Below are 26,544 nucleotides of genomic sequence, written 5' to 3'. Positions count from 1 at the left end.
CCCCCGGTGGCCACCGATCGTCCGCGCGCGTCGGCTGAGAAGACGCGACCGAGCGCCTTCTGGCCGCTGGCCGGCCTCCTCGTGCCGCTCCTGAGTCTGCTCTTCAAACTGGAGATCGAAGACGGCAGGAAGCTCCCGCGCGATGGTGCCTACGTGCTCGCTCCGAACCACATGAGCGAGATCGACCCACTCGTGGTCGCCCTCGCCGTGTGGCGGTTGGGCCGTGCGCCTCGGTTCATGGCGAAGGAGAGCCTGTTCCGCGTGCCGGTGCTGGGGTGGGTCCTGCGTATCACGGGAATGGTGCCGGTCGCTCGGGCGACGTCGGCCGCCGCGGCTCGCGCCACGCTGGAGGCGTCGCAGACCCTCGTGGAGCACGGTCGCGGAGTGATCGTCTACCCGGAGGGCTCGCTCACCCGCGAGCCGAACCTCTGGCCGATGCGCGGCAAGACCGGAGCTGTCCGTCTTGCGCTGGCGGGAGGCATCCCGGTCATCCCCATGGCGCAGTGGGGCTCGCAGCAGGTGCTCCCGCGCTACGGAAAGCTCAAGCTCTGGCCGCTGCGGCGCCGCGTGCGCGTGATCGTGGGCGACCCGGTGGACCTGTCGGCGTATGCCGGGTCGGCCTCGTCGCAGACCGCGCTCGTCGCTGCGACGGACGCCGTGATGGCCGACATCTCGGGACTCCTCTCGCAGTTGCGCGGCGAGCCCGCACCCCCGGAGCGCTGGAACCCGGCCGATCACGGCCAGAAGGAGACGGGGCGCCTTGAGTCGTAGGCAGGATGCCGCGCGCCCGCGCGTCGCCGTCATCGGCGCGGGCAGCTGGGGCACGACGTTCGGCAAGATCCTGGCCGACGGCGGCGCCCACGTCACGATGTGGGCACGGCGGCCCGAGCTCGCGAGCGAGATCCAGGAGGGCAAGCGCAACAGCGAGTACCTCCCCGGCATCAACCTGCCGCGCGACATGCACGCCACCCATCATCTGTCGGAGGCCCTCGAGGGCGCGGAGCAGATCTATCTGTCGATCCCGAGCCAGGCGGTGCGCCAGAACCTCAAAGCGGTCCGCCCGCTGATCGCGCAGAGCGACGCGCCCATCGTGTCGCTCATGAAGGGTGTCGAGCGGCGGACGGGCCTGCGCATGAGCCAGGTCATCGAGCAGGAGCTCCACTGCGACCCCGCGCGCATCGCGGTCGCCTCCGGCCCCAACCTCGCCCTCGAGATCGCCCGCGAGCAGCCGACCGCGGCCGTCATCTCGTCGACGAGCCAGGAGACGGCCGAGGCTGTCGCCCGGCGCGCTCGCAACAGGTACTTCCGCACCTTCGTCAACACCGACGTGATCGGCACCGAGTTCGGCGGCGTGCTCAAGAACCTCATCGCGGTGGCGATCGGCATCGTCGACGGCGTCGGCTACGGCGAGAACACGAAGGCCTCGATCATCACGCGCGGCCTCGTCGAGATGACGGACTTCGCGGTGGCGTTCGGCGCCCAGCACGAGACGCTCCAGGGCCTCGCCGGGCTCGGCGACCTCATCGCGACCTGCCAGTCGCCGCTGAGCCGCAACAACACGGCCGGGCGACTGCTCGGCCAGGGCTATCGCTTCGACGACGTCGTCAAGCAGATGAACCAGACGGCGGAGGGGCTCGCGTCCGTCGCGCCCATCCTGCAGCTGGCGCGGGAGGTGGGCGTGCAGATGCCCATCGTCGAGCAGGTGAAGATGGTGCTCGACGGCACCATGAACCCTCGCGACATCGCGCCGCATCTCACGACCGACGACGACACCCCCCAGGGCGAGAGGACGACGAATGGACAAGCCGGCGGTGGCGGTGCTCTTTGGCGGTCGATCCAGCGAGCACTCGATCAGTTCCGCAACGGCGGGCGGGGTGCTGCGGGCGATCGACCGTGACAGCTACCGCGTGATCCCCGTCGGGATCACGCGGGACGGGGTCTTCGTCCTCGAGGACGACGACCCCGACAAGTTCGCCCTCGACGCCGAACGGCTTCCGGAGGTCGTCGACAACGGCACCCGTGTGCTGTGGCCCGAGGTCGGTGACCGCGAACTGCGCGTTCGCCGCGCCGACGGAACGGTCGAGGACCTCGGCGCCCTCGATGTCGTGCTCCCGATCCTGCACGGCGTGCACGGTGAGGACGGCACGATCCAGGGCTACTTCGACACGCTCGAGATCCCGTACGCGGGCGGTGGCGTGCTCGATTCCGCGCTGTGCATGGACAAGCACTTCATGAAGATCGTCCTGCAGGCGGCGGGCGTGCCCGTCTCCCCGTGGGTCACCGTGACGCAGGAGCGCTGGGAGCGCGACCCCGAGGGAGTGCGAGCGGATGCTGCGGCCCTCGGTGAGCCGTCCTTCGTGAAGCCTGCGCGCGCCGGGTCGAGCGTCGGCGTCTCGAAGGTCCATGACGCGTCCGAGCTCGATGCGGCGCTCGCTCTCGCGTTCGCCGAGGACGACAAGGTGCTCATCGAGTCGGCGATCGTCGGACGGGAGGTCGAGGTCGCGATCCTCGAAGGACGCGGCGGCGCCGCCCCGCGCGCCTCGCTGCCCGGCGAGATCGTCCTCACGACGCGCGAGTTCTACGACTTCGAGGGCAAGTACCTCGGCGGCGACGGTGCCGAGGTGGTCTGCCCCGCGGACCTGACCGACAGTGAGATCGCCGCGATCCAGCAGCTCGGCATCCGTGCGTTCCAGGCGGTCGACGGCAAGGGTCTCGCGCGCGTCGACTTCTTCCTCGCGGCGGACGGGCTCTACGTCAACGAGCTCAACACGATGCCGGGGTTCACGCCGATCTCGATGTTCCCGAAGTGCTGGATCGCGTCGGGGATGTCGTACCCCGAGCTCATCACGGAACTCATCGACACCGCACTCGAGCGCGCCGGGCAGACGGTCGCCGTCCGCGCGGCTCGCTGAGCCGGGGCATCAGGGAGCGGGGGTCGCCTCGCCCCGATCGAGGCACTGGCCGTCGACCGGCAGCACGCTGACGATCGGCGACAGGGCGTCGAGCACGTCGCGGCTCGACACGCCGTCGCCGTTCTCGTCCGCGGTCGTGTCGAGGTAGATCTCAACGGCCGGGGTGCGGCCGAACGTGGTCACGCGGAAGCGGGGCGCGTCGGAGTCGTCGATGATCCAGTCGACGCCCGCGACGTCCTGGCAGGGGAGGGTGGTCGGCCCCGGCGGCTCGACGCCGCACGTGAGCAGCACCTTGGCCGGATCGCCCCACGCTCCCGTGGCCTGCGCATCGGTCCACCGGCGCGCCTGACCGCTGACCATTCCCGGGAGGTTCGAGGTGACCTCCGCGCAGAGCGGGTCGTTCGCGGCCTCCGCGGGATCCAGGTCGACGGTGGTGGTGCACCCCGTCAAGCCGACGGCCGCCACCATCGCGAGCCCGAACGCAATCAGGGAGGGGAGAACACGCACCGTTCCAGGCTAACCCGGCGGCGCGGCGGGCGATGTCGGCACCGGTAGCGTGGTCGTGTGGTCGACGAGCGCATGGATCCGACGGTGGGCGAGCTCAGCGAGGGGCGCATCCTGCGGCGCATCCTGGAGCGCCTCGGCGAGTCGAACGCCCTGGTCGGACCCGGTGACGATGCCGCCGTGATCGCCGCCGCGGACGGCCGGGTGGTGGCGACGGTCGACACGCTCGTCCACGGTCCCGACTTCCGCCTTGCGTGGTCGAGCGCGTTCGACCTCGGCTACAAGGCGGCTGCTGTCAACCTCGCGGACGTCGCGGCCATGGGTGCGACCCCCACCGCCCTGCTCGTCGCCCTCGCCATGCCCGATGCGACGCGTCTCTCGTTCGTCACCGGCATCGCGGACGGCCTGCGCGCCGCCTGCCGCGACCTCGCGCCCGGCTGCCGGGTCGAAGGCGGCGACCTCACGGTCTCCGACACCCTCACGATCGCGGTGACCGCGCTGGGGGCTCTCGCGGGCCGCTCACCGGTGCTGCGCTCCGGCGCCGAACCCGGCGACCTCGTGGCCGTGGCGGGCGAACTGGGGCGCGCGGCGCGCGGCCTCGACATCCTGTTCGAACGCTTCACGGATGCCGCGGGCCACCCGATCCCGGTCGACGAGAGTCTGCTCGACCACGCGGAGCTCGCCGATCTCGCGGCCCAGCTGCGTCCATCGCCTCCTGTGTGGCTCGGTCCCGAGGCGGCCGACGCGGGCGCGACGGCGATGATGGACGTGTCGGACGGCCTCGTGCTCGACGCGTCGCGCATGGCCGCGGCATCCGGAGTCACCATCGCCCTGGAGTCGGCGGCGCTGGGATCCGACGTCGCATCGGCCCTCGCGGGCGGTGAGGATCACGCGCTGCTGGCGACGTTCCCGGCGGACCGACCGCTGCCGCACGGGTTCGTCCGCGTGGGCGTGGTGCAGGCGCGGGGCCAGGACGCCGTGCTCGTCGACGGCCGGGCCCACGACGGACGTGGCGGCTGGGACCCCTACCGCGATTGGGACGCGGGCACCGGCTGATCCGGCGTCGGAGCGACGCTTCGACGCCCTCCGTCGATCAGTCCGCCGTGGTCGCCCACCACATCGCAGTGTCGCCGTAGCGCTTCGAGCGCGTGGCGACGAGGCCTTCGGGCAGGCTCGGCTCAGGGGAGCGCGTGGCGCGCTCGATCACGACGTCCGCACCGGCGGCGAGGACCGGCACGAGCAGCGCCAGGGTCGACGACAGCTCCGTCTCGCCGAGGTCGTAGGGCGGATCGAGGAAGACCAGGTCGAAGGGGCCGCGCGCCGAGCGCAGGAAGGCGTCGGCCGATGCGCGGTGCACGCGGATCGTGCTGCCGGACCCGACGGCCTTCGTCACCCGGCCCGCGTTGCGCTGGACGATGGTCGCGGCGCGTGGGGACTTCTCGACGAGGTCGGCGGAGACCGCACCGCGACTCACCGCTTCGAGGCCGAGTGCACCCGAGCCGGCGTAGAGGTCGAGCACGGCGGCGCCGCGGAGCGCGTCCGCGGACTCCAGTGCGCCGAAGAGGGACTCGCGCACGCGATCGCTCGTGGGCCGGGTGCCGGCGTCCGGCACGGCGAGCATGAGCGAGCCCGCACGGCCGGCGATGATGCGCGTCACCCTCCCACGATATCGGCCCTCCTCCGTGCGGCCCGGTCGCGGCCGCGCCTCTGCCACATTCGTGCTCGCGGGGTACGCGAGCGGCGGCGGGGTCGCACGCGACGGGGTGTGGATCTACCTCTCCACGGTGAACCGGAACGGGCGCGCGTTCCTCTCCGAGATCGTCGAGTGCATCTTCGGCTGGCGCACGGGACGTCGCCGGTCGCTCCTAGACTCGTGGCGTGGCCTCCTTCACCCTCGACTCGAGCCTCGGCGGCGCGATCGGCGGAAAGACGGCGGCGGCCCTCGAGCGTGCGTTCGGCATGACGACGGTCGGCGATCTGCTCGTCCACTACCCCCGCCGCTACGCCCGCCATGGCGAGCTGACGCCGATCTCGACGCTGCCGCTCGGCGAGCCGGTGACGATCGTCGCCGAGGTGCGCCGTGTGAGCGAACGGCGCATGAAGAACCGGAACGGTTCGCTGCTCGAGGTCGTGATCAGCGACGGCAACGGCGAGATGTCGCTGACCTTCTTCAACCAGTCGTGGCGGGTGCGCGACCTGCAGCCCGGCCGGCAGGGGATCTTCGCGGGCAAGGTGGGCATCTACAAGGGTGCACAGCAGCTCGCGCACCCCGACTACGAGCTGTTCGAAGATGCCGACACGGCGCGGCTCAAGGTGCAGGCGAACGCCAACCTTCCCATCCCGATCTACCCGGCGACGAGCACGGTCGCGAGCTGGCAGCTGCAGAAGATCGTCGAACTCGTCCTCGACGGACTCGGCGAGGTGCCCGAGCCGCTCACCGACGAGCTGCGCGCACGGCACGGCCTCATCGACGCCCGGTCCGCCATCGAGCACATCCACCGTCCGACCGACTTCGAGCAGATCGACCCGGCGCGGGCCACACTGCGCATGCAGGAGGCGTTCGTCCTCCAGGTCGCGCTCCTGCAGCAGCGGCAGTTCGTCCGCGCACTGTCGGCGACCAAGCGTGCTGCGGGAACGCTGCTCGAGCGATTCGACGAGGCACTGCCGTTCCCGCGGACGCCCGACCAGATCACCGTCGGCGACGACGTCGCGCGTGACCTGCAGGGGGATTGGCCCATGAACCGCCTGGTCCAGGGCGAGGTCGGCTCCGGCAAGACGCTCGTCGCGCTGCGCGCCATGCTCCAGGTCGCGCAGTCGGGTGGTCAGTCGGCCCTCATCGCGCCGACCGAGGTCCTGGCGGCGCAGCACGTGCGGTCGATCGCACGGATGCTGGGGCCGAAGCTCGCCCCCGAGCTCATGCCCACGCTCCTCACGGGGCAGCTCCCGGCGGCGGAGCGCCGAAAGGCGGCGCTGCGCGCCGCGTCCGGACAGGCGCTCATCGTCGTCGGGACGCACGCGCTCCTGAGCGAGAGCACGACCTTCGCCGACCTCGGTCTCGTCGTCGTCGACGAGCAGCACCGCTTCGGCGTGGAGCAGCGCGAGTCGCTGCGCGCCAAGGGATCCTCGCCGCACGCGCTCGTGCTGACCGCCACCCCCATCCCGCGCACGGTGGCGATGACGGTGTTCGGCGATCTCGATGTGTCGACGATTCGCACCATGCCCGCGGGCCGCGCGGGCATCGAGACCTTCGTCGCGCCGCTCGCGGAGCGTCCGGGCTGGTTCGCGCGAGTGTGGGAGCGCGTCGCCGAGGAGGTCGCACAGGGGCGTCAGGCGTTCGTCGTGTGCGCCGCCATCGACGCCGAGAAGCTCACCAAGGACGACACCGCCGACGAGCCCGCCGGCGACACGGGGGGCGAGTCGACCCGGACCCGCTGGGGCGTCGTCCAGGTCGCGGACCTGCTGTCGCGGCATCCGTCGTTCTCGACTATCCGCGTCGAGGTCCTCCACGGCAAGATGCCGTCGGACGAGAAGGACGCGGTCATGCAGGCCTTCGCACGGGGCGACATCGATGTGCTCGTGGCGACGACCGTGGTCGAGGTCGGCGTCGACGTGCCGAACGCCTCGACGATGGCGATCCTCGAGGCCGACCGGTTCGGTGTCTCGCAGCTGCACCAGCTGCGCGGACGCGTGGGACGCGGCGGGGTCCCGGGGCTCTGCCTGCTGGTGACCGAGGCTCCGCTCGGCACCCCCGCCCGCGAGCGTGTGGAAGCCGTCGCCTCGACCCTCGACGGCTTCGCCCTCGCGGAGATCGACCTCGAGCTGAGGGGTGAGGGCGACGTGCTCGGCGATGCGCAGTCCGGGGCGCGCTCGTCGCTGCGACTGCTGCGGGTCGTGAAGGACGCCGACATCATCTCCGAGGCACGTGTGGCGGCCGAGCGGCTTCTCGCCGAGGACCCCGCGCTGCTGCGGCATCCCGGGCTCGCCGCTGCTCTCGAGCGCAACGTCGGCATGGCGGAGCGCGCGGCCCTCGCCAAGAACTGACGCGTCCGAGGGCCTCCGGACGGCCCACTAGGCTGGACCGCATGAGCAGCCGGATCGCCGTCGTCCCGGGATCGTTCGATCCGCCGACCCTCGGTCATCTCGACGTGATCCGCCGCGCCGCCTCGCTGTACGACCAGCTTCACGTGCTGGTCGTGCACAACCCCGGCAAGGAGGCGATGCTCCCCATCGCGCAGCGCCAGTCGCTGCTCGAGCAGTCGATCGCCGAGGCCGAGATCGAGGGGGACGTGATCGTCGCCTCGTGGAGCATGGGCCTGCTGGTGGACTACGCGACGGATGTCGGAGCCGGCGTCCTCGTCAAGGGCATCCGATCGCAGGTCGACGTGGCCTACGAGACGCCGATGGCGATCGTGAACCGTCACCTCGCGCACGTCGAGACGGTGTTCCTGCTGCCCGATCCTGCGCACGCGCTCGTCTCGAGCTCGCTGGTGCGGCAGGTCGCGTCGCTCGGGGGCGATGTGTCGCCGTTCGTCCCGCCCGCCGTCGCGCGTTTCCTCGACACCGGCGCGCGCGGCATCTGACCAGAAACCGCGGCTAGGCTGGAGCCGTGGTCAGAAAGCATGTGACGGGTCCGTTCGTCCTCCCGGTCCGCGACATCGCCCACCGATCCGGAGAGATGCGCGAGCACACCCTCGAGGTCCCCGCTCCCGAGAAGTGGGGCGAAGGGCTCGTCGCCGTCCCCGAGGGCGAACCGGTCGTCCTGGACGTGCGCCTCGAGTCGGTGCACGAGGGCATTCTCGTGTCCGGCGAGATCGACACCGAGTACACCGGCATCTGCAGTCGCTGCCTCATCGACATCGCCGAAGGGCTCAAAGTCGAGTTTCAGGAGCTTTTCACGTATCCTGGGGAGGAAGAAACTGACTTCGAGGTTCAAGACGACCACGTGGATCTTGAAACTCTGGTCAGGGAAGCGGTCGTCCTGTCGCTTCCGTTTCAGCCGGTGTGCCAGCCGGATTGCCCCGGACTCGATCCGATGACGGGCGAGCGACTGGCTGAGAACGCCGGAACGCCGCAGAGCGAGCCCCTCGATCCACGATGGGCCGCGCTCCAGGACTTCACCACGAGCCACGACGACGATGCACCGCGCCCCCGCGGTTGACAGCGGCGTCGAGAACACAGAAGAGAGCTAGCCATGGCAGGTAACCCCCCGAAGCGGAAGGTCTCCCGCTCCAACACTCGCTCGCGTCGCGCGCAGTGGAAGGCCGAGGCCCCCACGCTCGTCAAGACCGTCGAGAACGGCAAGACCGTCTACAGCCGTCCGCACCAGGCGAAGGTCGTCACCGACTCGCAGGGCACCGAGCTGTTCCTCGAGTACAAGGGCCGCAAGGTCGCCGACGTTTGATCGTCGCGCACGGTCTGACGTGACAGACGTCGCAGCGGAGCGCAAAACGCTCTCAGACCTCACACAGAAGCTCGGAGTCGATATCGACCCCGAGCTTCTGTCGCTGGCGCTGACGCATCGTTCCTGGGCGTATGAGAACGGACAGGCTCCGCACAACGAGCGTCTCGAGTTCCTCGGCGACTCCGTGCTCGGCCTGGCCGTCACGGTGCGCCTCTTCACGGGTCATCCCGAGCTCGAAGAGGGCGCACTCGCGAAGCGGCGCGCCAGCGTCGTCTCGACGGTCGCCCTGGCCGAGATCGCCCGCGGCATCGGCCTGGGCGCGCACCTCAAGCTGGGCCGCGGCGAGATCCTCACCGGCGGACGCGACAAGGACTCGATCCTCGCCGACACCATGGAGGCGATCTTCGGGGCGACCTACCTGTCGACCGGATCCGACGCCGCGACCGGACTCGTGCTGCGGCTCGTGGAACCGCTGCTCGCCGATCCCGAGCGCTACGGCGCGGCGATGGATCCGAAGACGGCGCTGCAGGAGCTCGCCGCGCACGCCGGCCTGCTGCCTCCCGCGTACGAGGTCACCTCGACGGGACCCGACCACGACCGACGCTTCACCGCGATCGTGACGGTGGGCGAACTCTCGGCGGAAGGCGCCGGTACGAGCAAGAAGCACGCGGAAATGGCCGCCGCGCTCACGGCGTGGCGCGCACTCAGCGGGCGTGCCTGAGCTTCCCGAGGTCGAGGTCGTCCGTGCCGGCCTCGCCCCAGCCGTGACCGGCGCGCTCGTGGTGGGCGTCACCGTGCTCGACGAACGCGCGCTGACGCGACACGCCGGCGGCGGCTCCGACTTCGAGGCGCGCCTGACAGGGCGCATCGTCACCGCCGCCGCCCGCCGCGGCAAATTCCTATGGCTTCCGCTGGAGGCCGACGCGGCGGGAGCTTCCTCCGAGGAGGCGGTGATCGGCCACCTCGGCATGAGCGGACAGCTGCTCCTGCGTGCGCCGGGCGCGGCGCCTGAACGGCATGAGCGCGTGCGCATCGACCTCGCACATCCGGTGCACGGTGAGCTCTCGGTCGTGTTCGCCGACCAGCGCACGTTCGGCTCGCTCGCAATCGACGACCTGATCGCCACGCCCGACGGGGCGCCCGGGGGTCACGGGTCGGACGAGGCATCCGTCCCCGCGCAGGTGGCGCACATCGCGCGCGATCCCCTCGACCCGGCGTTCTCGGATGCCGGGTTCCGGCGTGCTCTCGCGCGCAAAGACTCGGCGATCAAGCGCGTGCTGCTCGACCAGACTGTCGTCAGCGGAGTCGGCAACATCTACGCCGACGAGTCGCTGTGGGCCGCGCGCATCCACCCCGAGACGCCCGCCCGCGCGTTGCCGACACGCGCCGTGAACCGCCTCCTCGGCGAAGTGCGCCACGTGCTCGACAAGGCGCTGGCCGAAGGTGGCACGAGCTTCGATGCGCAATACGTCAATGTCAACGGCCAGGCCGGCTACTTCGCTCACTCGCTCAACGCGTACGGCCGCACCGGTGAGCCGTGCCCCCGGTGCGGCCGTCCGATCGTGCGCGTGTCGTTCACGAATCGTTCGAGTCACTTCTGCGCGCATTGCCAGCGGGTGCCGCGCTCGGGTGTGGACGGACCGAGCGCGGCACACGTCTGAGTGATCTGCGGTGCGGGCCGCAGATCAGAGCTCGAGCACCTTCTTCCACGCCCCGGCGTACGACGCCGGCACGAAGCCGATGGTCTCGTTGATGTCGAGCATGTGGCGGTTCTCCTCGGCGTTGAATGTCGAGACCCGCGGCGACTGGGGCACGAGGTCGCGCCAGCGCAGCAGGTTCGCGCACTTGACGATCGTTCCCAGGCGGTGGCCACGGTGCTCCTTCACGACGAGCGTGCCGTACTGCTGGGTCGCACCGGAACGGTCCTCGCCGATCACGAGCTCGTTGTACGCGGCGACCCGGCCCGTCGGCACGTGGAGCACGGCCGCGACCGAGACGGTGAGCCCCTGTGCCTTCAGGCGCGCGTCGCGGCGCTCGACCCGCGCGGCGTCCCAGTGCTGCTCGTCGATGACGAGGCCGCCGGCCGGCACGTCGGTCGACATGCGTGACAGCGCGTAGGCGAACCCGTCGACGTACTCCGGCGGTGTCGGCGACGTCCACTGGATCGGGCGGTACTCCTCACCGGCGACCGCGACCGCGTCCGCGAGCATGCGCTGCACGAGAGCGAAGTCGCCGGTCAGATCGAAGACGCTGTTTCGCTCCACCTGCTCGAGCGTGAAGCCGCTCGCCAGCTGGAACTTCGTCTGCGCGTCGTCGGCAGGGACGGCACCCCACCCTGTGGAGGGCTGAAGGCGCGGGCCCGCGGCATCCGGTCGATGAAGTGTCCAGGTCTGGATCGTTGCGAGTCCGCGCTCGCGTGCCTCCCGCTCGACCTCGGCGAGCAGCAGCTCCTCGAGACCGTTACCCCGGTGCGGCGGATCCACCATGAGGTCGAATTCGACCGTGCTCGCGGCGTCCTCGTTCGAGATCATGAGCGTCACGGCCCCGAGCACCTGGTCTGCGCGCATCGCGGCGAATCCGAGCTGCGTCCAATCGGTCTGGTCCTGCCAGAACCCGAGCATCTCGTCGGGCTCCTCGTGCAGGTAGTCGTGTCCGGCGTCTTCGAGGCAGACCGCGTTCGCGATCCGCACCATCTCGAGGAACACGCGGGCGTCGGGGGCGTCCGCCGTCTCGGGGACGACGATCCGCTGAACGGTCACGACGGCGGTTTCGGCCAGGTCAGTCATCGAGCACCTTCTTCCATGCACCCTCGTACGCGATCGGCACGAAGCCGATCGCCTCGTTGATATCCAGCATGGGCCGGTTCTCCTCTGCGTTGTAGGTGATGACGCGCGCCGAGTCCGGCGCGATCTCGCGCCAGGACAGGAGCCCCGCGCACTTCACGAGCGTTCCGAGCTTGTGCCCGCGGTGCTCCTTGAGCACCAGGGTGTCCTCCTGGTGCGTCGCCTCGGTGTGGTCCTTGCCGATCACCAGCTCGTTGAACGCGCACAGCTCACCGGTCTCGATGTGCTGTGCCGCCGTGACGAGGATCGTGCGCCCGGACGAGGTGTATCGCCCGTCGTGCTCGGCGATGCGCGCGGCGTCCCACGCCTCCTCGTCGAATTCGAGTGCCGCCGCCGGCGCATCCGTCGACATGCGGGACTTCATCCAGGCGTAGCCGGCCACGTACTCGTCCGGGGTCGGCGCGGACCACTGGACGAGGCGGTAGGCCGGCGATGCAGCCTCCGCCTCGGCGAGGAGTCGCTCGACACCGGCGAACGAGCCCGTCAGGTCGAAGGCGCTGTTGCGCTCGACCTGTTCGAGCTTGTATCCGTGCCGGAGATAGAACCGGGCGACGTGGTCCTCGGGGATCTCGCCGAAACCCGTGGGCGGTGCGAGCTGCGGTCCCCGCGCGGCCGGGTGCTCGGCCCACGACTGAAGCACGGTGCGACCGTGTTCGCGTGCCGTGCGCTCGACGAGCTCGTAGGCGGCGGAGCCGATGCCCCGGCCCCACGTCTCGCGGAGCAGCTCGATGAGCCAGAACGCGGCGGTGGAGCCGTCCTCGTGCGGGACGTCGAGGCCGATGCGACCGACGATCGCGCCGTCGTCGACGATCACCCAGCCGAGCCGGGTCTGGTATTCGGAAGCCTGGTAGTGCGGGAGCAGCTCGTCCGCGGTGATCCCGTGGTCGTCATGCCCCGAGATCTCGCGGTAGATGAGGTTGCGCACGCGCACCATCTCGACGAAGTCGGCGGCGTCCGGTGCGTCGATGGAGGCGGGTACGACGAGGGGGCGGAACTCGAGCCCCGTGATGGTGGTCATGTCAGTGCGTCCTTGCGGTGTCGATACGTGTGGTCGAGGGGTGGAGTCCGCCGCCCGCGTGCGGGCGGCGGACCCGGTGGCCGTCACGGCCGGGGTGCGAGGCTGGCCTCGCGGAGGTAGGCGCGTTCGCGCTCTGCAGTGGCCTCCTGGTGCCGGTACGTCTGAGCGTGCCGGCGGCGGTCGTCCGCGAGCCGCGGGGTGCGGGTGCTCCACAGCAGCAGCCGCAGACCCAGGTGGAGGGCGAGGCGGTCCAGGAGCGAGGTGCGGGTGTCGCGGCTCGGAAGCCGCAGCGTATCGGGAAGCCCCGAGGGGCGCTGCGGCGCAAGGAGAGTATTCATCAGTGTTCTTTCCGGTTGTGGAAGGGATGCCTCGGCAGGCGCCGGAGGCGGGGGATGCCGTGCCGCAGCACGACGGGACGTGGATGCAGGGGGAGAGCGCTCAGCACCGCGAAGCGGGTGCGGCGCAGCAGACGGTCGTCGCCCGAAAACGGGCAGACTCGTCCCCTGCGGGGATCAGATGGCGGCGGGGAAGCGGCCGCTCGGCACAGCGCCGAAGGAGACGGTCCCCGACGCGACGGCACGAATCGCTCCGCCATCACGGGCGGCGATTCCGGTGGGAGTCATCAGCATCATCGGGGGACCTCCTTTCTCGACTTCAGACGCAGACAGTGACCATAGCGGGTGCGGGATACCGGCGTCAAGCTTTCTCGCAGATTCGGTGATCTCATGGCGTGTCGCGGCATCCGGTGGCGCTCGGCCGGTCATCCCGGCGGGAGAGCCGCGCTCCGGTAGCGTAGGCGGGTAAACGACCGGGGTGGAAGGCGTATCCATGCACCTGAAGAGCGTGACGCTCAAAGGGTTCAAGTCGTTCGCCCAGCCGACGACTTTCGCCCTCGAACCCGGCGTGACCTGCATCGTCGGTCCCAACGGCTCCGGCAAGTCCAACGTCGTCGACGCGCTCGCGTGGGTGATGGGGGAGCAGGGCGCGAAGACCCTCCGCGGCGGGAAGATGGAGGACGTCATCTTCGCCGGCACCGCAACGCGCGGGCCGCTGGGTCGCGCCGAGGTGCAGCTCACCATCGACAACAGCGACGGCGCCCTTCCGATCGAGTACTCCGAGGTCACGATCAGCCGCACGCTGTTCCGCAACGGCTCCAGCGACTACGCGATCAACGGCGAGTCCTGCCGCCTGCTCGATGTGCAGGAGCTGCTGAGCGACTCCGGCCTGGGCCGGGAGATGCATGTGATCGTCGGACAGGGCCGCCTCGACAGCGTTCTTCAGGCGACGCCCGAAGATCGCCGGGGCTTCATCGAGGAGGCGGCCGGCATTCTCAAGCACCGCCGTCGCAAGGAGAAGACCCTGCGAAAGCTCGATGCGATGGAGGCGAATCTCACCAGACTCAGCGACCTCGCGGGCGAGCTGCGCCGGCAGCTGAAGCCGCTCGGCCGTCAGGCTGAGATCGCCCGCGAAGCGGCCACGATCGCCGCGGTCGTGCGTGACGCGAAGGCGCGCCTCTTCGCCGACGAGATCGTGGGACTCCGCGTCGAGCTCGCCTCGCATGCGCACAGCGAGCACGAGCGGCATGCCGAGCGCATGGTGCTGCAGGAACGGCTCGACAACGCGCGCGTGCGCATCGAGCAGCTCGAGAGCGATCAGCGATCCGAGAGCGTGGACCGTGCGCGCCGCGTGGCGTTCGGGCTCGAGCGCGTACAGGAGCGCCTGCGCGGGCTGTATGCCCTGGCGGGCCAGCGTCTCGCACTCCTCGGCGACGCTGAGGACGAGGACCGCATCGAGCTCACGACGGTCTCGCAGGCGATGATCGACGAGGCGCGTGCCGAGATCGACGACGTGTCCGACGGACTCGGTGCCGCGCAGGATGCCGCCGCCGAGGCAGCGCGCGACGTGATGCGCGCGCGTGCCGAGCTGGACGCGCTCGACGTCGACATCGCCGCCCAGAGTGCGCTGGTCTCGGAGCACGACATGCGCATCACCGCGCTGCGCGGCACGGCGGAGGCCGCGGCATCCGCTCTCGCTGCGGTGCGCGCGGCCGTCGAACGCCAGCAGAAGGCGCTGGATGCCGCGCTCGCGCGGCGCGCGGAGGCCGAGGCGATCCTCGCCGGCGTCGACCCCGACCTCGTCCCCGAGGAGTCCTCGGCCGATCACGCCGCGGCGTACGACAGAGCACAGCGCGACGCCTCGGAGTCCGAGGCCGCCGTCTCCTCGCTCCGTGAGCGCCTTCATGCCGCGGAACGCGAGCGCGAGGCCCTCACCGCGCAGACGGCGGCGCTGAGCCGAGCCCTCGATGTGAAGAACGGCGCCTCATCGCTGATCGCCGAGGGGCGCGAGGGCGTACGCGGACTGGTCGGCGACGCCGTGCAGGTCAAGTCGGGTTTCGAGGCCGCGATCGCGGCGGTGCTGGGGCCGATCGCCGAAGGTGTGCTGGTCGAGGACCGCGACAGCGCGTTCGCCGTGGCGGACGCCGCCCGCGCTGCCGAAGCGGGCGTCGTCGATATCGTGATCGCCACCGCGGGCATGATGCGTCCGCAGTTCCCGAGTGTGCGCGGGGTGGTGCCGGCCCGAGAGGTCGTGACCGCTCCTGAGGGCGTGCTCGGCCTGCTGTCGTACGTCGTGGTCGCCGACGATCTCGAGACCGCCCGCGACGCCGCGCCCGAGCTGGCCGATGCCGAGCTGGGCGGCCCGATCACCCTCGTCACCCGCCGCGGCGAGGTGTACACCGAGTACTCCCTCCGCGCAGGCGCGGGCTCCTCGCGATCGCGACTGGAGCTCGCGGCGGAACGGGATGCTGCCGCCGACCGCCGCGACGAGATCGCCGTCGTGGCGGACTCGCTGCGTGCCGCGCTGACCGACGCGACGAACGAGCTCGAGTCGGCGCGACTGCGCACCAAGACCACGCTCGCGACCCTCCGCGATCACGACGCCGCCCTCGCCGCCCACGCCGAGCAGGTCAACCGGGCGACGGTGCGCCATGAGGCCGCCGTCGCCGAGTGCGAGCGACTCGCCGCAGGACTCGCCCAGGCGGCCGCCGCGGTCGAGGAAGCCGAGGGGTCGGCGCGGTCCGCAGACGACCAGCTCACCGCGGCGCTCGAAGCCCCGCGTCCGATCCTCGACGCCTCTGCGCGGGAGGGCATGCTCGCGGCGCTCGAAGAGGCTCGCGACGGCGAGATGCGGTCCCGTCTCGACGTCGAGACGCTTCGGGAACGCATCCGGGCGGGCGAAGCGCGCGTCGTCGCGCTCGAACGCCAGCGTGAGCGGGAGCGCGATGCGGCGGCCGAGGCAGCGCGTCGCGCCGTGGTTCGTCGCGCGCAGCGCGAGATCGCCGCCGGCGTCGCAGGCCAGCTGCCCGCCGTGATCGACTCGGTCGACCGTTCCCTCGCGCAGGCCCGCGCCGAGCTCGCCGCCGCGGAGTCCGAGCGTACGGCGGTGACTTCGGAGCTCGCCGCGCTGCGCACACAGGAGAGCGGGGTGCGGGAACGGCTCGCCGGCCTGACGGAGAGTGTTCACAGCCTTGAGCTGCAGATCCACGAGAAGCGTCTCCACGTCACCGGCCTTCTCGAGCGGGTGCAGTCGGAGCTCGGACTGGGCGAGGATATTCTTGTTTCGGAATATGGTCCGGATCAGCCTGTTCCCGTCGATCCGGTCGCCCGATCGACTCGAGAAGAGGACGCTCCTGAGGGCGCAGCATCCATTCCTTACGATCGCCCGCAGCAGCGCCGACGCCTGCAGGAGGCCGAGCGCAAGCTGGCGCAGCTCGGCCGGGTGAACCCGCTCGCGCTCGAGGAGTTCGAAGCGCTCGAGCAGCGTCACAAGTTCATGACGGAGCAGCTCGCCGATCTCACCCAGACGCGCAAGGACCTGCTCACGATCATCGAAGAACTCGACGAGCGCATGCAGACGATCTTCCTCGCGGCGTTCGAAGACACGAAGGTGGCGTTCGGAGAGGTGTTCCCGATCCTCTTCCCCGGTGGCACGGGCTCGATCGCGCTCACGGATCCGGACTCGCCCCTCACCACGGGGATCGAGGTGGCCGTGCGGCCTGTCGGCAAGAAGATCGAGCGGCTCTCGCTGCTGTCGGGCGGCGAGCGGTCGCTTGCGGCGGTGGCGCTCTTGACCGCGATCTTCAAGGCCCGCCCGAGCCCGTTCTACATCCTCGACGAGGTCGAGGCCGCCCTCGACGACGCGAATCTCGGACGCCTCCTCGGGGTCTTCGAGCAGCTTCGCGCCTCGAGCCAGCTGATCGTCATCACGCATCAGAAGCGCACGATGGAGATCGCCGACGCGCTCTACGGCGTCTCGATGCGCCAGGACGGCGTCTCGGCCGTGGTCGGCCAGCGCATCGCCGAACGCGTCGCCTCCTGATCGGACCCTAGGCTTAGAGGCATGGCAGAGAGCTCCTGGTCGCTCGGACGCGCGCTGCGCGGAATGTTCGTCAAGCCGACCATCGACGAGACGACGTGGGACGACCTCGAGACCGCACTGCTCACCGCGGACTTCGGACCCGACATCACCGAGCGCATCGTGGACGAACTGCGCGAGAAGGTGGAGCGCTACCGCACCACCGACCCGAGGGACCTGCAGCGGATGCTGAAGGAGACGCTCGAGGAGCACTTCGCCAAGTTCGACACGACGCTGCGTCTGACCGAACGCCCGGCCGTCGTGCTGGTCGTCGGGGTCAACGGCGTCGGCAAGACGACGACGATCGGCAAGTTCGCGAAGTTCCTCCAGCGCTACGGCCGCTCGGTGGTCGTGGGGGCGGCCGACACGTTCCGTGCGGCGGCCGTGGACCAACTCGCGACGTGGGCGGAGCGCGGCGGCGCGACGATCGTCCGGCCGCAGCAGGAGGGCCAGGATCCGGCATCCGTCGCCTTCCAGACGATCGAGTACGCGAAGAGCACCGGTACCGAGATCGTGCTCGTCGACACCGCGGGACGCCTCCACACCAAGGGCGGGCTCATGGACGAGCTCAGCAAGATCCGGCGCGTCATCGAGAAGCAGGCGCCCATCAGCGAGGTGCTCCTCGTGCTCGATGCGACGACCGGACAGAACGGTGTGATGCAGGCGCAGGCGTTCCTCGAGCACGCCGGCGTCACCGGCCTCGTCCTCACGAAGCTCGACGGTTCCGCGAAGGGCGGCTTCGTGCTCGCCGTGCAGGAGCGCACCGGGATCCCGGTCAAGCTGCTGGGCCAGGGCGAGGGCATCGGAGACCTCACCGGCTTCACTCCGCACGTGTTCGCGGCATCCCTCGTCGACTGAATAGCCGCGCGGATCCGACCGAATCCGCGCCATGCCGTGTTCGGGCTATCGCGGACGCGCTCGTTGCGGTTTCATGGGGTCATGGCGATCGAGCACGACTACTTCGGACTCCTCGAATCGGGGCCTGACGGATCGATCTTCTGGTCGGAGAACGTCGAACTGGGAGACCAGTCCGTCACGGTGGATCTGACGGCTCCCGACCAGGACGACGTCTCGGAGGCAGCCCTCGACGTCGCCGCCGCGCTCATCTCCGCGATCGAGGACATCGACCGCAGCGCCCGCAACGCGATGGTCAACGAGCTGAGTGACCGCACCAGCGAGGTGACCGAGTACATCCTGCAGCAGCAGGAGGCGCTCGGAGACGCCCTCGAGGACGCACTCGTCGACATCTCGGGCGACGTGCACATCGACGTGATCCGCTCGCTGCAGCTGATGAGCATGACGATCCTCGCCGACGAGCACGGCGGCTCCGACCCGTTCGCCGTTCTCGAGTACGCGCTTGACCCCGACGCCACCGACGATGTCCTGCTCGTCAACCTCGACTCCGACGGCGGCGTGCTGTCGGTGACGAGCGCCGACTAGCGTCCGCTCGCCCTCAGACCGCCTGGGCGAACCCGCGGTCGACGTGCACGTCCTCCGCGATGTGTGCGAGGTGGGACGGGATCTCGCGGCCCTTGGAGATCATCGACTGCGCCCAGAGGCGCCCCGCGCGGTACGACGAGCGCACGAGCGGTCCGGCGAGGACGCCGAGGAATCCGATGCGCTCGGCCTCCTCCTTGAACTCGACGAACTCCTGCGGCTTGACCCAGCGGGACACCGGCAGGTGACGCGGCGACGGCCGCAGGTACTGCGTGATCGTGATGATGTCGGTGCCCGCCGCGTGCAGGTCCTCGAGAGCCTGCACGACCTCCGCCGGTTCCTCGCCCATGCCGAGGATCAGGTTCGACTTCGTGATGAGGTCGGCATCCCGGGCCTGGGTGAGGACGTCGAGCGAGCGCTCGTACCGGAACGCCGGGCGGATGCGCTTGAAGATGCGGGGCACTGTCTCGACATTGTGCGCGAAGACCTCGGGGCGGCTGTCGAACACCTCGCCGAGCAGCGCCGGGTCGCCGTTGAAATCGGTCGCGAGGATCTCGACGCCCGTGTTCGGGTTCGCCGCGTGGATCGCGCGCACCGTCTCGGCGTGCAGCCACGCGCCGCCATCGGGCAGGTCGTCGCGGGCGACGCCGGTGACCGTGGCGTAGCGCAGGTTCATGCGCACGACGCTCTCGGCGACGCGGCGGGGCTCGTCGGTGTCGTAGTCGGCGGGCTTGCCGGTGTCGATCTGGCAGAAGTCGCACCGGCGGGTGCACTGCGAGCCGCCGATGAGGAAGGTCGCCTCCCGGTCCTCCCAGCACTCGTAGATGTTCGGGCAGCCGGCCTCCTGGCAGACGGTGTGCAACTCCTCGGTCTTCACGAGCGAATGCAGCGCCTGGTATTCCGGCCCCATCTTCGCCCGCGTCTTTATCCACTCCGGCTTGCGCTCGATCGGCGTCTGCGCGTTGCGGACCTCGAGTCGCAGCAGCTTCCGTCCGTCGGGAGCGGAGGAGGGGGCGGAAGCCGCACCCGGCGTGCCGCAGGCGCTCATGCCGGCACCCCCGCGAAGTCGTCGGCGAAGACCCGTGACACGGTGTCGATCACGTCGCTCGGGGAGATGTCGGCGCCGACGATCTCGCTGACGGTCGTGACCCCGGCATCCGTGATCCCGCAGGGGATGATTCCGCGGAAGCCTGCCAGGGAGTTGTCGCAGTTCAGCGCGAAGCCGTGCATCGTGACGCCGCGCTGTACTCGCACGCCGATGGCCGCGACCTTGTCCTCGCCGAGCGGGCGGCGCACCCACACGCCGCTGCGCCCCTCGACACGGTAGCCGTCCACGTCGAACTCGTGCAGGGCGTCGATGAGCAGCTGCTCGAGTCGGCGCACATGCGCGACCACGTCCACCGGCTCGGCGAGGCGCACGATCGGGTAGCCGACCAGCTGACCGGGCCCGTGCCACGTGATCTTGCCGCCGCGGTCGACGTCGACGACCGGCGTGCCGTCGGTCGGCCGCTCGTGGCGCGCTGTGCGCGCCCCCGCGGTGTAGACCGGCTCGTGCTCGAGCAGCAGGAGGGTGTCGGGCCGGGTCCCCGCGACGATGTCGGCGTGGAGGCTGCGCTGCAGCGCCCACCCGTCGAGGTACGGCACGTAGTCGGGGGAGAGGCCGACAGTCTGGATGTCGAGCATCGTGCTCCTTCGCTCTTCGCTTGTGGCGATTGATGGATCGCGTCCAACAATACATCGACGACGAACGGCGCCGTCGTTGCCGGGCACCGCCGGGCACGCGCGCCGAGGGCGGCCAATAGGGTGGGCTTCATGTCCACCGAGCCGCGCGCGGGACGCCCCAAGGCGTCGTCGCGCGAGACCATCGCCGAGGCCGCGTGCGAGCTCTTCCTCGAGCAGGGGTACGAGCAGACGTCGATCGTCGACATCGCCCGTCGTGCGGGGGTCAGCCGATCCAGCTTCTTCAACTACTTCTCCTCGAAGTCCGACGTTCTCTGGGCGGGTCTCGACGAAAGGCTCACCGTCTTCGAGCGGCGCCTCGAAGAAGCGGATGGGACGGATGCCTCCGCCGCCGTTCGCGCCGCGACGCTGGGCATCGCCGAGTCCTTCGCGCCCGACAGCCTCGCCCTCGGGATCGTGAACGCCACTGCGATGGGCCTGGAGGCGGAATACGAGCGTGATGCCGCGCTGCGGCGAGCGCGTGTGGCGCGAGCGGTCTCCGCTCGTGTTCTGGCGGGCGGCGCGGACCGCGTCCGCGCCGAGGTCGCCGGAGCGGCGTGGGGCGGTGCGGTCCTCGCCGCCGTCGAAGCGTGGGCGCACGACGGCGCCGGACGCACGTCGCTCGCCCGCTTCCTCTCCCTCGCGGCCGACGTCGCGGCGCCGGTCTCGTCTGCCGCTCCGGTCGGCGACGTCGCGCAGCTTCGTGTGGTGGTGCAGGCGGCAGCCTTCGAGCAGACCCTGGCGTTCTATCGCGACGTGGTCGGGATGCCTCAGGCCGAGGCATACGAGGCGGAGGGCGGCGCGCGGGTCGCCATCCTCGCGGCTGGTCGCGCAACGCTTGAGATCGCCAATCGCGCCCAGGTCGACTTCATCGACCGTGTCGAGACCGACGGTGATGCTCCGAGCGATCGGATCCGTCTGGCCCTGGAGGTCGCAGACACGGCGAGCACTGCGGCACGGCTGTCCGACGCGGGCGCCGAGATCGAGGCCTCCGCACGCGAGACGCCCTGGCGCTCGGTCAACGCGCGCCTGCGCGGCCCGGCCGGCCTGCAGCTCACGCTCTTCCAGGAGCTCGGGCCCGCGGAGTGACCTTCGCCGAGCGCGAAGGCCTTGCGCAGGGTCCTCTGGCAGCCGCCTCGGAGACGGGGCACGATGGTGCCCAGCGCACATCGTCGTGGGAGGTCACCGTGGAATCGGCATCCGCACTCTCCATGCACTGCTCCGTCGCCCTGATCGGCGCGACGGGTTCGGGCAAGACGATGCTGGCGGAGGCGCTGCTGCACCGCTCGGGAGCGATCTCGCGGCGGGGGGCGATCGAGCAGGGTACGACCGTGTGCGATCACGAACCCGAGGAGGTCGCGCGTCATACGACGCTCGGGCTGACACCGGCGTGGCTGTCCTGGCGTGTCGGCGACGCAGACTGCGGCATCACGCTCCTGGACACACCCGGGCACCCGGACTTCGCGGGCGCCGTGGACGCCGCGCTCGCGGTCGCCGATGCGGCGGTGCTCGTCGTGAGCGCCATCGACGGCGTGACGGCCGGCGCCCGGGCGTCGTGGTCCGCAGCGGAGGCCGCCGGCGTCGCCCGGGTCGTCGTCGTGACCCAGGAGGACCGTGCACGGGCGTCTTTCCGCGGAGTCCTCGTTCAGCTCCGTGAGGAGTTCGGTGACCGCATCTGGGCGTTGGAGCTGCCTGTCGGGGAGGCGCAGTCCTTCCAGGGCATCGCGGACGTCCTCTCCGAGCAGGCTGTGCTCTACGACGCGGACGGCGGACAGCACGAAGAACCGGTGCCCGCCGACCTCGCTGAGGAGGAGCACCGCCTTCATCAGGCGATCACCGAGGAGATCGTGTCGCGGGATGACGACCAGCTCGAGGCGTACCTCGATGGACGCGAGCCGGCGGCTGCAGAACTCGGGCGCACGCTCGCCCGCACCGTCGCCGCCGGAGACGGCGTGCCCGTGGTCGTGTGTTCTGCCATGACCGGGACAGGCGTCGACCGCGTGCTCGATCTCCTGGGCGAGCTCGCCCCCGCCGTCGCGCACCGCGACAGCAGCATCGTGCTCGGCGTGGACGAGGACGGCGCGGGAGGCAGCGCGCACAGCGTCGCGCCCGAGCCTTCAGGCGAAAAGCTGGTCCACGTGTTCCGCACCGTGGCAGACCCGTTCGTGGGGCAGATCGCGATGCTCAAAGTCCTCTCGGGAGTCCTGCGACCCGGTGATCGCCTGCGCAACGCCACGACAGGCGTGGACGAGCGGATGCCCGCGCTGTTCCGGCTTCGTGGAGCGGACCATCTGCCGGTCGACGCGCTGCAGGCCGGCGAGATCGGGGCCGTCGCCAAGCTCGCCGGCACGCCTTCGGGCTCGCTGCTGTGGAGCCGGCCGCAGACGAACGCCCGTCCTGCGCGGCTGCCCCACCGGCCGCCGGTGTTCGCGATGAGCCTGCAGCCGGTGTCGCAGTCGGACGACACGAAGCTCACGACGGCGCTGGGCCGCCTCCTCGCCGAGGACCCGACGCTCGTCGTGGATCGCGTCGGGCCGGACACGATCCTGCGCGGACTCGGCGACACGCATGTGGCGGTCGCCGTCGAGCGGCTCGCGCGCGTGCTCGGGGTGCATGTGACGACCGGCCCGGCGCCGGTCGCCTACCGGGAGACGATCGCGCACGGCGCGGCGGCCGAGGGCAAGCTCAAGAAGCAGTCGGGCGGGCACGGGCAGTTCGCCGTCGTCATGCTGCGGGTCTCGCCGCTCGCTCCCGGAGGAGGTTTCGAGTTCGTCGACTCCGTCGTCGGCGGTGCCGTGCCCCGCTCGTACATCCCGGCCGTCGAGAAAGGCGCCCGCGACGCCCTCGCCGCAGGAGGCACGCTCGGGCATCCGGTCGTCGACGTTCGCGTCGAGCTCTACGACGGCAAGTCGCACTCGGTCGACTCGTCGGAGATGGCCTTCCGCACCGCCGCGGCCATCGGGGTGAAAGCGGCTCTCGCGCAAGCGGGGGCCGTGCTGCTCGAACCCGTCTCGACGGTGGTCGTCGTCGTGCCGGCTGCCGGACAGGGACATGTGTTGACGGACCTGTCGGGACGACGGGGTCGCGTGGTCCAGTCGGAGACCGACGCAGACGGCCGCACCCGCGTCGTCGCGACCGTCCCGGACGCGGAGCTCGCGCGGTACGTGCTCGACCTGCGCGCGCTCACCGGTGGTCAGGCGGAGCTGACGCTCACCCCGTCCGGCTATGAGCGGGCACCGGAGGGTGCCCGCACGTGAAGCGGGCCGGAAAGGCACGGCGACACCGCACGGCGAAGCACGTGGCGCGCTCCCGTAGAATCGGGGGATCATGGCGACTTTCGGCACCCTTTCCGACCGGCTCACCGAGACCTTCCGCAACCTCCGCACCAAGGGCAAGCTCACGCCCGCGGATGTCGACGGCACGGTCCGCGAGATCCGGCGCGCCCTGCTCGACGCCGACGTGGCCCTGCCCGTCGTCAAGGAGTTCACCGCCAAGGTGCGCGAGCGCGCGCTCGGCGACGAGGTCAACCGGGCGCTGAACCCGGCCCAGCAGGTCGTGCAGATCGTCAACGAGGAACTCGTCGCGATCCTCGGCGGCGAGCAGCGCCGCCTGCAGTTCGCGAAGAACCCGCCGACCGTCATCATGCTCGCAGGCCTCCAGGGCTCCGGAAAGACGACCTTCGCGGGCAAGCTGGCGAAGATGCTCGAGAAGGACGGCCACACGCCGCTCCTCATCGCCGCCGACCTCCAGCGGCCCAACGCCGTCAACCAGCTGCAGGTGGTCGCCCAGCGCGCCGGTGCCGCGATCTACGCGCCCGAGCCGGGCAACGGGGTCGGAGACCCGGTCAAGGTCGCCAAGGACGGCGTCGAGGTCGCCCGTCGACAGCAGCACGACGTCGTCATCATCGACACCGCCGGCCGTCTCGGTGTCGACGCCGAGCTGATGAAGCAGGCCGCGGACATTCGCAAGGCGACCGATCCCGACGAGGTCCTCTTCGTCATCGACGCGATGATCGGTCAGGACGCCGTCAACACGGCGAAGGCGTTCCAGGACGGCGTCGACTTCACCGGAGTCGTGCTCTCGAAGCTCGACGGCGACGCACGCGGCGGTGCCGCGCTGTCGGTGGCCTCGGTGACCGGCCGCCCGATCATCTTCGCGTCGACGGGTGAAGGTCTCGACGACCTCGAGGCGTTCCACCCCGACCGCATGGCGTCGCGCATCCTCGACCTCGGTGACATCCTCACCCTCATCGAGCAGGCGCAGCAGGCGTTCGATGAAGAAGAGGCGCTCAAGGTCGCCGAGAAGCTCGCGACCGAGACCTTCACCCTCGAGGACTTCCTCGCGCAGATGCAGCAGATGCGCAAGATGGGCTCGATGAAGAAGATGCTCGGGATGCTCCCGGGCATGGGCTCGATGAAGGATCAGCTCGACAACTTCGACGAGCGCGAGATCGATCGCACCGAGGCGATCATCCGCTCGATGACCCCCGCCGAGCGCCGCAACACGAAGCTTCTCAACGGCTCGCGCCGCCTGCGCATCGCCCGCGGTTCGGGCATGACCGTGACCGACGTGAACCAGCTCGTGCAGCGGTTCGACCAGGCCGCGAAGATGATGAAGACCGTCGCCCGCGGCGGTGTGCCGAACATCCCCGGCATGGGCCCGATCCCCGGCGCCGGGCGTCCGGGTGCGTCGTCGAAGCGCGGCAAGCAGCAGAAGGCGAAGGGCTCGCGGTCGGGCAATCCGGCCAAGCGCGCCGCCGAGAACGCCGGCATCGCGGCTCAGGCCGCGGAGGCGCCCACCGGTTCCGGCTTCGGGCTCGGCGGCGGCGGCGCGAAGGGCGCGCCGACCGAAGCCGACCTCGCCGAGCTGCAGAAGATGCTCGGCCGCGGCTGACAGGGAGGAATCGGATGCTGCAGGCCGCAGCATCCGTGAGCCCACACGGCCGCGCCGGATCAGTGACCGAGCGCGGCGAGATGCTCGCGCAGGGTGGGGCCTGAGCGGAACTCGCCCACGAGGTGACGGACGACCTCACGGAGGTCGCCGTCTGCAGCGTCGGCGATCGCGAGCTGACGCGAGTAGCTCGCGCCGTCACTGAGGATCGTCCGGATCCCTTCGAGCTCACGCGCGCACTTGAGCTCGACGGCGAGGTCGCCCACCTCCTCCAGGGTTTCGCGGAGGTGGTCCACGACCGGGCGTTGCGTGCCCAGGTGGTCCACGATCACGCGGGCATCGAGGCCGTAGCGGGCGGCACGCCACTTGTTCTCGCGGATGAACCAGGGCTGGATCGTCTCGAGTGGCAGACCTTCGTCGAGTCGGCGCGAGAACAGCTCGACCAGCACCTGGACGAGCGCGGCGATCGCGGCGAGCTCCGGCAGCGTCGACATCCCGTCGCACGCACGGACTTCGATCGTGCCCCAGCGAGGCGCGGGGCGGATGTCCCACCGCACCTCCGAGGCGTCCTCCATCACGCCCGTCCTCACCATGTCGTCGAGGTAGCCCTCGAACTCGTTCCAGTCGTGCAGCGGCCAGGGGAGTCCCGCGGTCGGCAGCTGCTGGAAGACGAGGGCGCGGTTGGACGCGTAGCCGGTGCGGTCGCCCGCCCAGAACGGGCTCGACGCCGACAACGCTTGGAGGTGGGGGAGATAGACGGCGAGGGCGTTGATGATCGGGAACACCTTGTCGACGTCGTCGACGCCGACGTGCACGTGGATGCCCCAGATCATCATGTTGCGACCCCACCACTGGGTGCGCTCGATGAGCTTGTGGTACCTGGTCTTGTCGGTGACGCTCTGGTCGTACCACTGCGCGAACGGGTGGCTGCCGGCGCACAGCAGATCGATGCCGTGGGGGTCGGTGTAGGTACGCACCTCGGCGATCGCGTCGGCGATGTCGTCGACGGCGGCGGCGACCGTGTCGCCGATCCCGCTGGTCACCTCGACGGTGTTGGTCAGCAGTTCCCCGGTGACCGTGTAGCGCTCGAGTGTCGAGCGCTCCTCGAGGGCGGCGAGCAGCCCGGGCGCGCCGGGGATGAGGTCTCCGGTGGCGGCATCGGCGAGCATCAGTTCCCACTCGAGACCGACGGACGATCGGGCGGATGTCGCGAAGGGCACCGTCATGGGCACAGTCTGACATGAGGACTCGCCGGAACCGTTTGGTTCACGGCACAGGAAGACATCTGGCAGAATAGAGGGCTGGATCACCCGCTCGACCCTCTATCCAGCGCGGAGATCCTCCCTTCAGAGCTTCCGCCGGGTGTGCACCCCACGCTCCAGGCGACCGGTTCAATCACTTTCCACA

At 70.3% G+C, this 26,544-nt stretch carries 24 protein-coding genes; 16 read left to right on the top strand and 8 right to left on the bottom strand.

All coding sequences use genetic code 11. The features are described 5' to 3' along the window. Positions 1-6: 6 nt before the first annotated feature. Genes ASF40_RS07540 through ASF40_RS07530 form a run of 3 tightly spaced genes read left to right on the top strand, consistent with a single transcriptional unit; the run spans position 7 to position 2,912 of the window. Positions 7-771: a lysophospholipid acyltransferase family protein gene (locus tag ASF40_RS07540; RefSeq protein ID WP_056367588.1), complete on the top strand. Its 765-nt coding sequence runs from the start codon at positions 7-9 to the stop codon at positions 769-771. Continuing rightward, positions 761-1,897 (top strand): NAD(P)H-dependent glycerol-3-phosphate dehydrogenase, encoded by a 1,137-nt coding sequence (locus ASF40_RS07535; protein ID WP_056367586.1) that lies wholly within the window; start codon positions 761-763, stop codon positions 1,895-1,897. The genes ASF40_RS07540 and ASF40_RS07535 overlap by 11 nt, the downstream gene beginning before the upstream one ends. Beyond that, the gene (locus ASF40_RS07530; RefSeq protein ID WP_056367584.1) at positions 1,797-2,912 is read left to right on the top strand and encodes a D-alanine--D-alanine ligase family protein; all 1,116 of its coding nucleotides are present in this window, start codon (positions 1,797-1,799) and stop codon (positions 2,910-2,912) included. The genes ASF40_RS07535 and ASF40_RS07530 overlap by 101 nt, the downstream gene beginning before the upstream one ends. Positions 2,913-2,921: 9 nt before the next feature. Here ASF40_RS07530 and ASF40_RS07525 read toward each other — a convergent pair whose 3' ends face one another. Next, positions 2,922-3,419: a DUF3515 family protein gene (locus tag ASF40_RS07525; RefSeq protein WP_235560162.1), complete on the bottom strand. Its 498-nt coding sequence runs from the start codon at positions 3,417-3,419 to the stop codon at positions 2,922-2,924. 57 nt (positions 3,420-3,476) lie between these two features. On the opposite strand from ASF40_RS07525, the gene thiL reads away from it, so the two are divergent. Next, a complete protein-coding gene (gene thiL / locus ASF40_RS07520; protein ID WP_235560161.1) occupies positions 3,477-4,472 on the top strand; it encodes a thiamine-phosphate kinase in 996 nt (331 codons plus the stop codon). Positions 4,473-4,509: 37 nt separating this feature from the next. Here the strand turns inward: thiL and rsmD are convergent, their stop codons facing one another. Next, a complete protein-coding gene (gene rsmD, locus ASF40_RS07515; RefSeq protein ID WP_082496915.1) occupies positions 4,510-5,073 on the bottom strand; it encodes a 16S rRNA (guanine(966)-N(2))-methyltransferase RsmD in 564 nt (187 codons plus the stop codon). Between the two features lie 221 nt (positions 5,074-5,294). On the opposite strand from rsmD, the gene ASF40_RS07510 reads away from it, so the two are divergent. From ASF40_RS07510 to mutM, 6 genes are read left to right on the top strand one after another with little or no spacing between them, the layout of a single operon-like run. Further along, positions 5,295-7,457 carry an ATP-dependent DNA helicase RecG gene (locus ASF40_RS07510; protein ID WP_056367580.1) on the top strand — a complete coding sequence of 721 codons (2,163 nt, stop codon included), beginning with the start codon at positions 5,295-5,297 and terminating at the stop codon, positions 7,455-7,457. A 41-nt stretch (positions 7,458-7,498) separates the two neighbouring features. Further along, the gene (gene coaD / locus ASF40_RS07505) at positions 7,499-7,996 is read left to right on the top strand and encodes a pantetheine-phosphate adenylyltransferase (protein WP_056367579.1); all 498 of its coding nucleotides are present in this window, start codon (positions 7,499-7,501) and stop codon (positions 7,994-7,996) included. A 41-nt stretch (positions 7,997-8,037) separates the two neighbouring features. Beyond that, on the top strand, positions 8,038-8,574 hold the full coding sequence (locus ASF40_RS07500; protein ID WP_056367577.1) for a YceD family protein: 537 nt from the start codon (positions 8,038-8,040) through the stop codon (positions 8,572-8,574). 33 nt (positions 8,575-8,607) lie between these two features. Then, positions 8,608-8,817, top strand: coding sequence for a 50S ribosomal protein L32 (gene rpmF, locus ASF40_RS07495; protein ID WP_045297913.1), 210 nt, complete (start codon positions 8,608-8,610; stop codon positions 8,815-8,817). Positions 8,818-8,836: 19 nt separating this feature from the next. After that, entirely contained in the window at positions 8,837-9,538 is a 702-nt protein-coding gene (gene rnc / locus ASF40_RS07490; RefSeq protein ID WP_056367574.1) for a ribonuclease III, read from the top strand. Then, positions 9,531-10,478: a bifunctional DNA-formamidopyrimidine glycosylase/DNA-(apurinic or apyrimidinic site) lyase gene (gene mutM, locus ASF40_RS07485; protein WP_056367572.1), complete on the top strand. Its 948-nt coding sequence runs from the start codon at positions 9,531-9,533 to the stop codon at positions 10,476-10,478. The genes rnc and mutM overlap by 8 nt, the downstream gene beginning before the upstream one ends. A 24-nt stretch (positions 10,479-10,502) precedes the next feature. Here the strand turns inward: mutM and ASF40_RS07480 are convergent, their stop codons facing one another. The 3 genes from ASF40_RS07480 to ASF40_RS07470 all read right to left on the bottom strand — a co-directional run bounded on the left by ASF40_RS07480 (position 10,503) and on the right by ASF40_RS07470 (position 13,016). Then, complete coding sequence (locus tag ASF40_RS07480) at positions 10,503-11,603, bottom strand: GNAT family N-acetyltransferase (protein WP_056367570.1); 1,101 nt, start codon at positions 11,601-11,603, stop codon at positions 10,503-10,505. Next, complete coding sequence (locus ASF40_RS07475) at positions 11,596-12,678, bottom strand: GNAT family N-acetyltransferase (protein ID WP_056367569.1); 1,083 nt, start codon at positions 12,676-12,678, stop codon at positions 11,596-11,598. The genes ASF40_RS07480 and ASF40_RS07475 overlap by 8 nt, the downstream gene beginning before the upstream one ends. Positions 12,679-12,761: 83 nt before the next feature. Beyond that, positions 12,762-13,016, bottom strand: a complete 255-nt coding sequence (locus ASF40_RS07470; protein ID WP_056367567.1) for a hypothetical protein — start codon at positions 13,014-13,016, stop codon at positions 12,762-12,764. Between the two features lie 490 nt (positions 13,017-13,506). On the opposite strand from ASF40_RS07470, the gene smc reads away from it, so the two are divergent. The 3 genes from smc to ASF40_RS07455 all read left to right on the top strand — a co-directional run bounded on the left by smc (position 13,507) and on the right by ASF40_RS07455 (position 18,531). Then, positions 13,507-17,055, top strand: coding sequence for a chromosome segregation protein SMC (gene smc / locus ASF40_RS07465; protein WP_056367565.1), 3,549 nt, complete (start codon positions 13,507-13,509; stop codon positions 17,053-17,055). A gap of 21 nt (positions 17,056-17,076) precedes the next feature. After that, positions 17,077-17,949, top strand: a complete 873-nt coding sequence (gene ftsY / locus ASF40_RS07460; protein WP_056367563.1) for a signal recognition particle-docking protein FtsY — start codon at positions 17,077-17,079, stop codon at positions 17,947-17,949. A gap of 81 nt (positions 17,950-18,030) precedes the next feature. Then, positions 18,031-18,531, top strand: a complete 501-nt coding sequence (locus tag ASF40_RS07455) for a DUF2004 domain-containing protein (RefSeq protein WP_056367562.1) — start codon at positions 18,031-18,033, stop codon at positions 18,529-18,531. A 13-nt stretch (positions 18,532-18,544) separates the two neighbouring features. On the opposite strand, the gene lipA is transcribed toward ASF40_RS07455, so the two are convergent. Both lipA and lipB read right to left on the bottom strand, forming a co-directional pair. After that, positions 18,545-19,576, bottom strand: coding sequence for a lipoyl synthase (lipA, locus tag ASF40_RS07450; RefSeq protein WP_056367560.1), 1,032 nt, complete (start codon positions 19,574-19,576; stop codon positions 18,545-18,547). Continuing rightward, positions 19,573-20,211: a lipoyl(octanoyl) transferase LipB gene (gene lipB, locus ASF40_RS07445; RefSeq protein WP_056367557.1), complete on the bottom strand. Its 639-nt coding sequence runs from the start codon at positions 20,209-20,211 to the stop codon at positions 19,573-19,575. The genes lipA and lipB overlap by 4 nt, the downstream gene beginning before the upstream one ends. A gap of 129 nt (positions 20,212-20,340) precedes the next feature. On the opposite strand from lipB, the gene ASF40_RS07440 reads away from it, so the two are divergent. The 3 genes from ASF40_RS07440 (at position 20,341) to ffh (ending at position 25,140) form a co-directional block, all read left to right on the top strand. Then, positions 20,341-21,336, top strand: coding sequence for a TetR family transcriptional regulator (locus tag ASF40_RS07440; protein ID WP_056368327.1), 996 nt, complete (start codon positions 20,341-20,343; stop codon positions 21,334-21,336). A gap of 98 nt (positions 21,337-21,434) precedes the next feature. After that, entirely contained in the window at positions 21,435-23,504 is a 2,070-nt protein-coding gene (locus ASF40_RS07435) for an elongation factor G (RefSeq protein ID WP_327037402.1), read from the top strand. Between the two features lie 70 nt (positions 23,505-23,574). Further along, a complete protein-coding gene (ffh, locus tag ASF40_RS07430; protein ID WP_056367555.1) occupies positions 23,575-25,140 on the top strand; it encodes a signal recognition particle protein in 1,566 nt (521 codons plus the stop codon). 59 nt (positions 25,141-25,199) lie between these two features. On the opposite strand, the gene ASF40_RS07425 is transcribed toward ffh, so the two are convergent. Next, on the bottom strand, positions 25,200-26,363 hold the full coding sequence (locus ASF40_RS07425) for a glutamate--cysteine ligase (RefSeq protein ID WP_056367553.1): 1,164 nt from the start codon (positions 26,361-26,363) through the stop codon (positions 25,200-25,202). Positions 26,364-26,544: the final 181 nt, after the last annotated feature.

The organism is Microbacterium sp. Leaf288 (assembly GCF_001422925.1).
Taxonomy (GTDB): Bacteria; Actinomycetota; Actinomycetes; order Actinomycetales; family Microbacteriaceae; genus Microbacterium.
Note: the sequence above shows the minus strand (reverse complement) of the source record. Positions and strands in the feature narration are given on the sequence as shown.

Coding starts and splice junctions, on each gene's coding strand:
- ASF40_RS07530 (WP_056367584.1), top strand. CDS start 1,797: ATGGACAAGCCGGCGGTGGCGGTGCTCTTTGGCGGTCGATCCAGCGAG.
- coaD (WP_056367579.1), top strand. CDS start 7,499: ATGAGCAGCCGGATCGCCGTCGTCCCGGGATCGTTCGATCCGCCGACC.
- rpmF (WP_045297913.1), top strand. CDS start 8,608: ATGGCAGGTAACCCCCCGAAGCGGAAGGTCTCCCGCTCCAACACTCGC.
- ASF40_RS07480 (WP_056367570.1), bottom strand. CDS start 11,603: ATGACTGACCTGGCCGAAACCGCCGTCGTGACCGTTCAGCGGATCGTC.
- ASF40_RS07475 (WP_056367569.1), bottom strand. CDS start 12,678: ATGACCACCATCACGGGGCTCGAGTTCCGCCCCCTCGTCGTACCCGCC.
- ASF40_RS07470 (WP_056367567.1), bottom strand. CDS start 13,016: ATGAATACTCTCCTTGCGCCGCAGCGCCCCTCGGGGCTTCCCGATACG.
- smc (WP_056367565.1), top strand. CDS start 13,507: ATGCACCTGAAGAGCGTGACGCTCAAAGGGTTCAAGTCGTTCGCCCAG.
- ftsY (WP_056367563.1), top strand. CDS start 17,077: ATGGCAGAGAGCTCCTGGTCGCTCGGACGCGCGCTGCGCGGAATGTTC.
- ASF40_RS07455 (WP_056367562.1), top strand. CDS start 18,031: ATGGCGATCGAGCACGACTACTTCGGACTCCTCGAATCGGGGCCTGAC.
- lipA (WP_056367560.1), bottom strand. CDS start 19,576: ATGAGCGCCTGCGGCACGCCGGGTGCGGCTTCCGCCCCCTCCTCCGCT.
- lipB (WP_056367557.1), bottom strand. CDS start 20,211: ATGCTCGACATCCAGACTGTCGGCCTCTCCCCCGACTACGTGCCGTAC.
- ASF40_RS07440 (WP_056368327.1), top strand. CDS start 20,341: ATGTCCACCGAGCCGCGCGCGGGACGCCCCAAGGCGTCGTCGCGCGAG.
- ffh (WP_056367555.1), top strand. CDS start 23,575: ATGGCGACTTTCGGCACCCTTTCCGACCGGCTCACCGAGACCTTCCGC.
- ASF40_RS07425 (WP_056367553.1), bottom strand. CDS start 26,363: ATGACGGTGCCCTTCGCGACATCCGCCCGATCGTCCGTCGGTCTCGAG.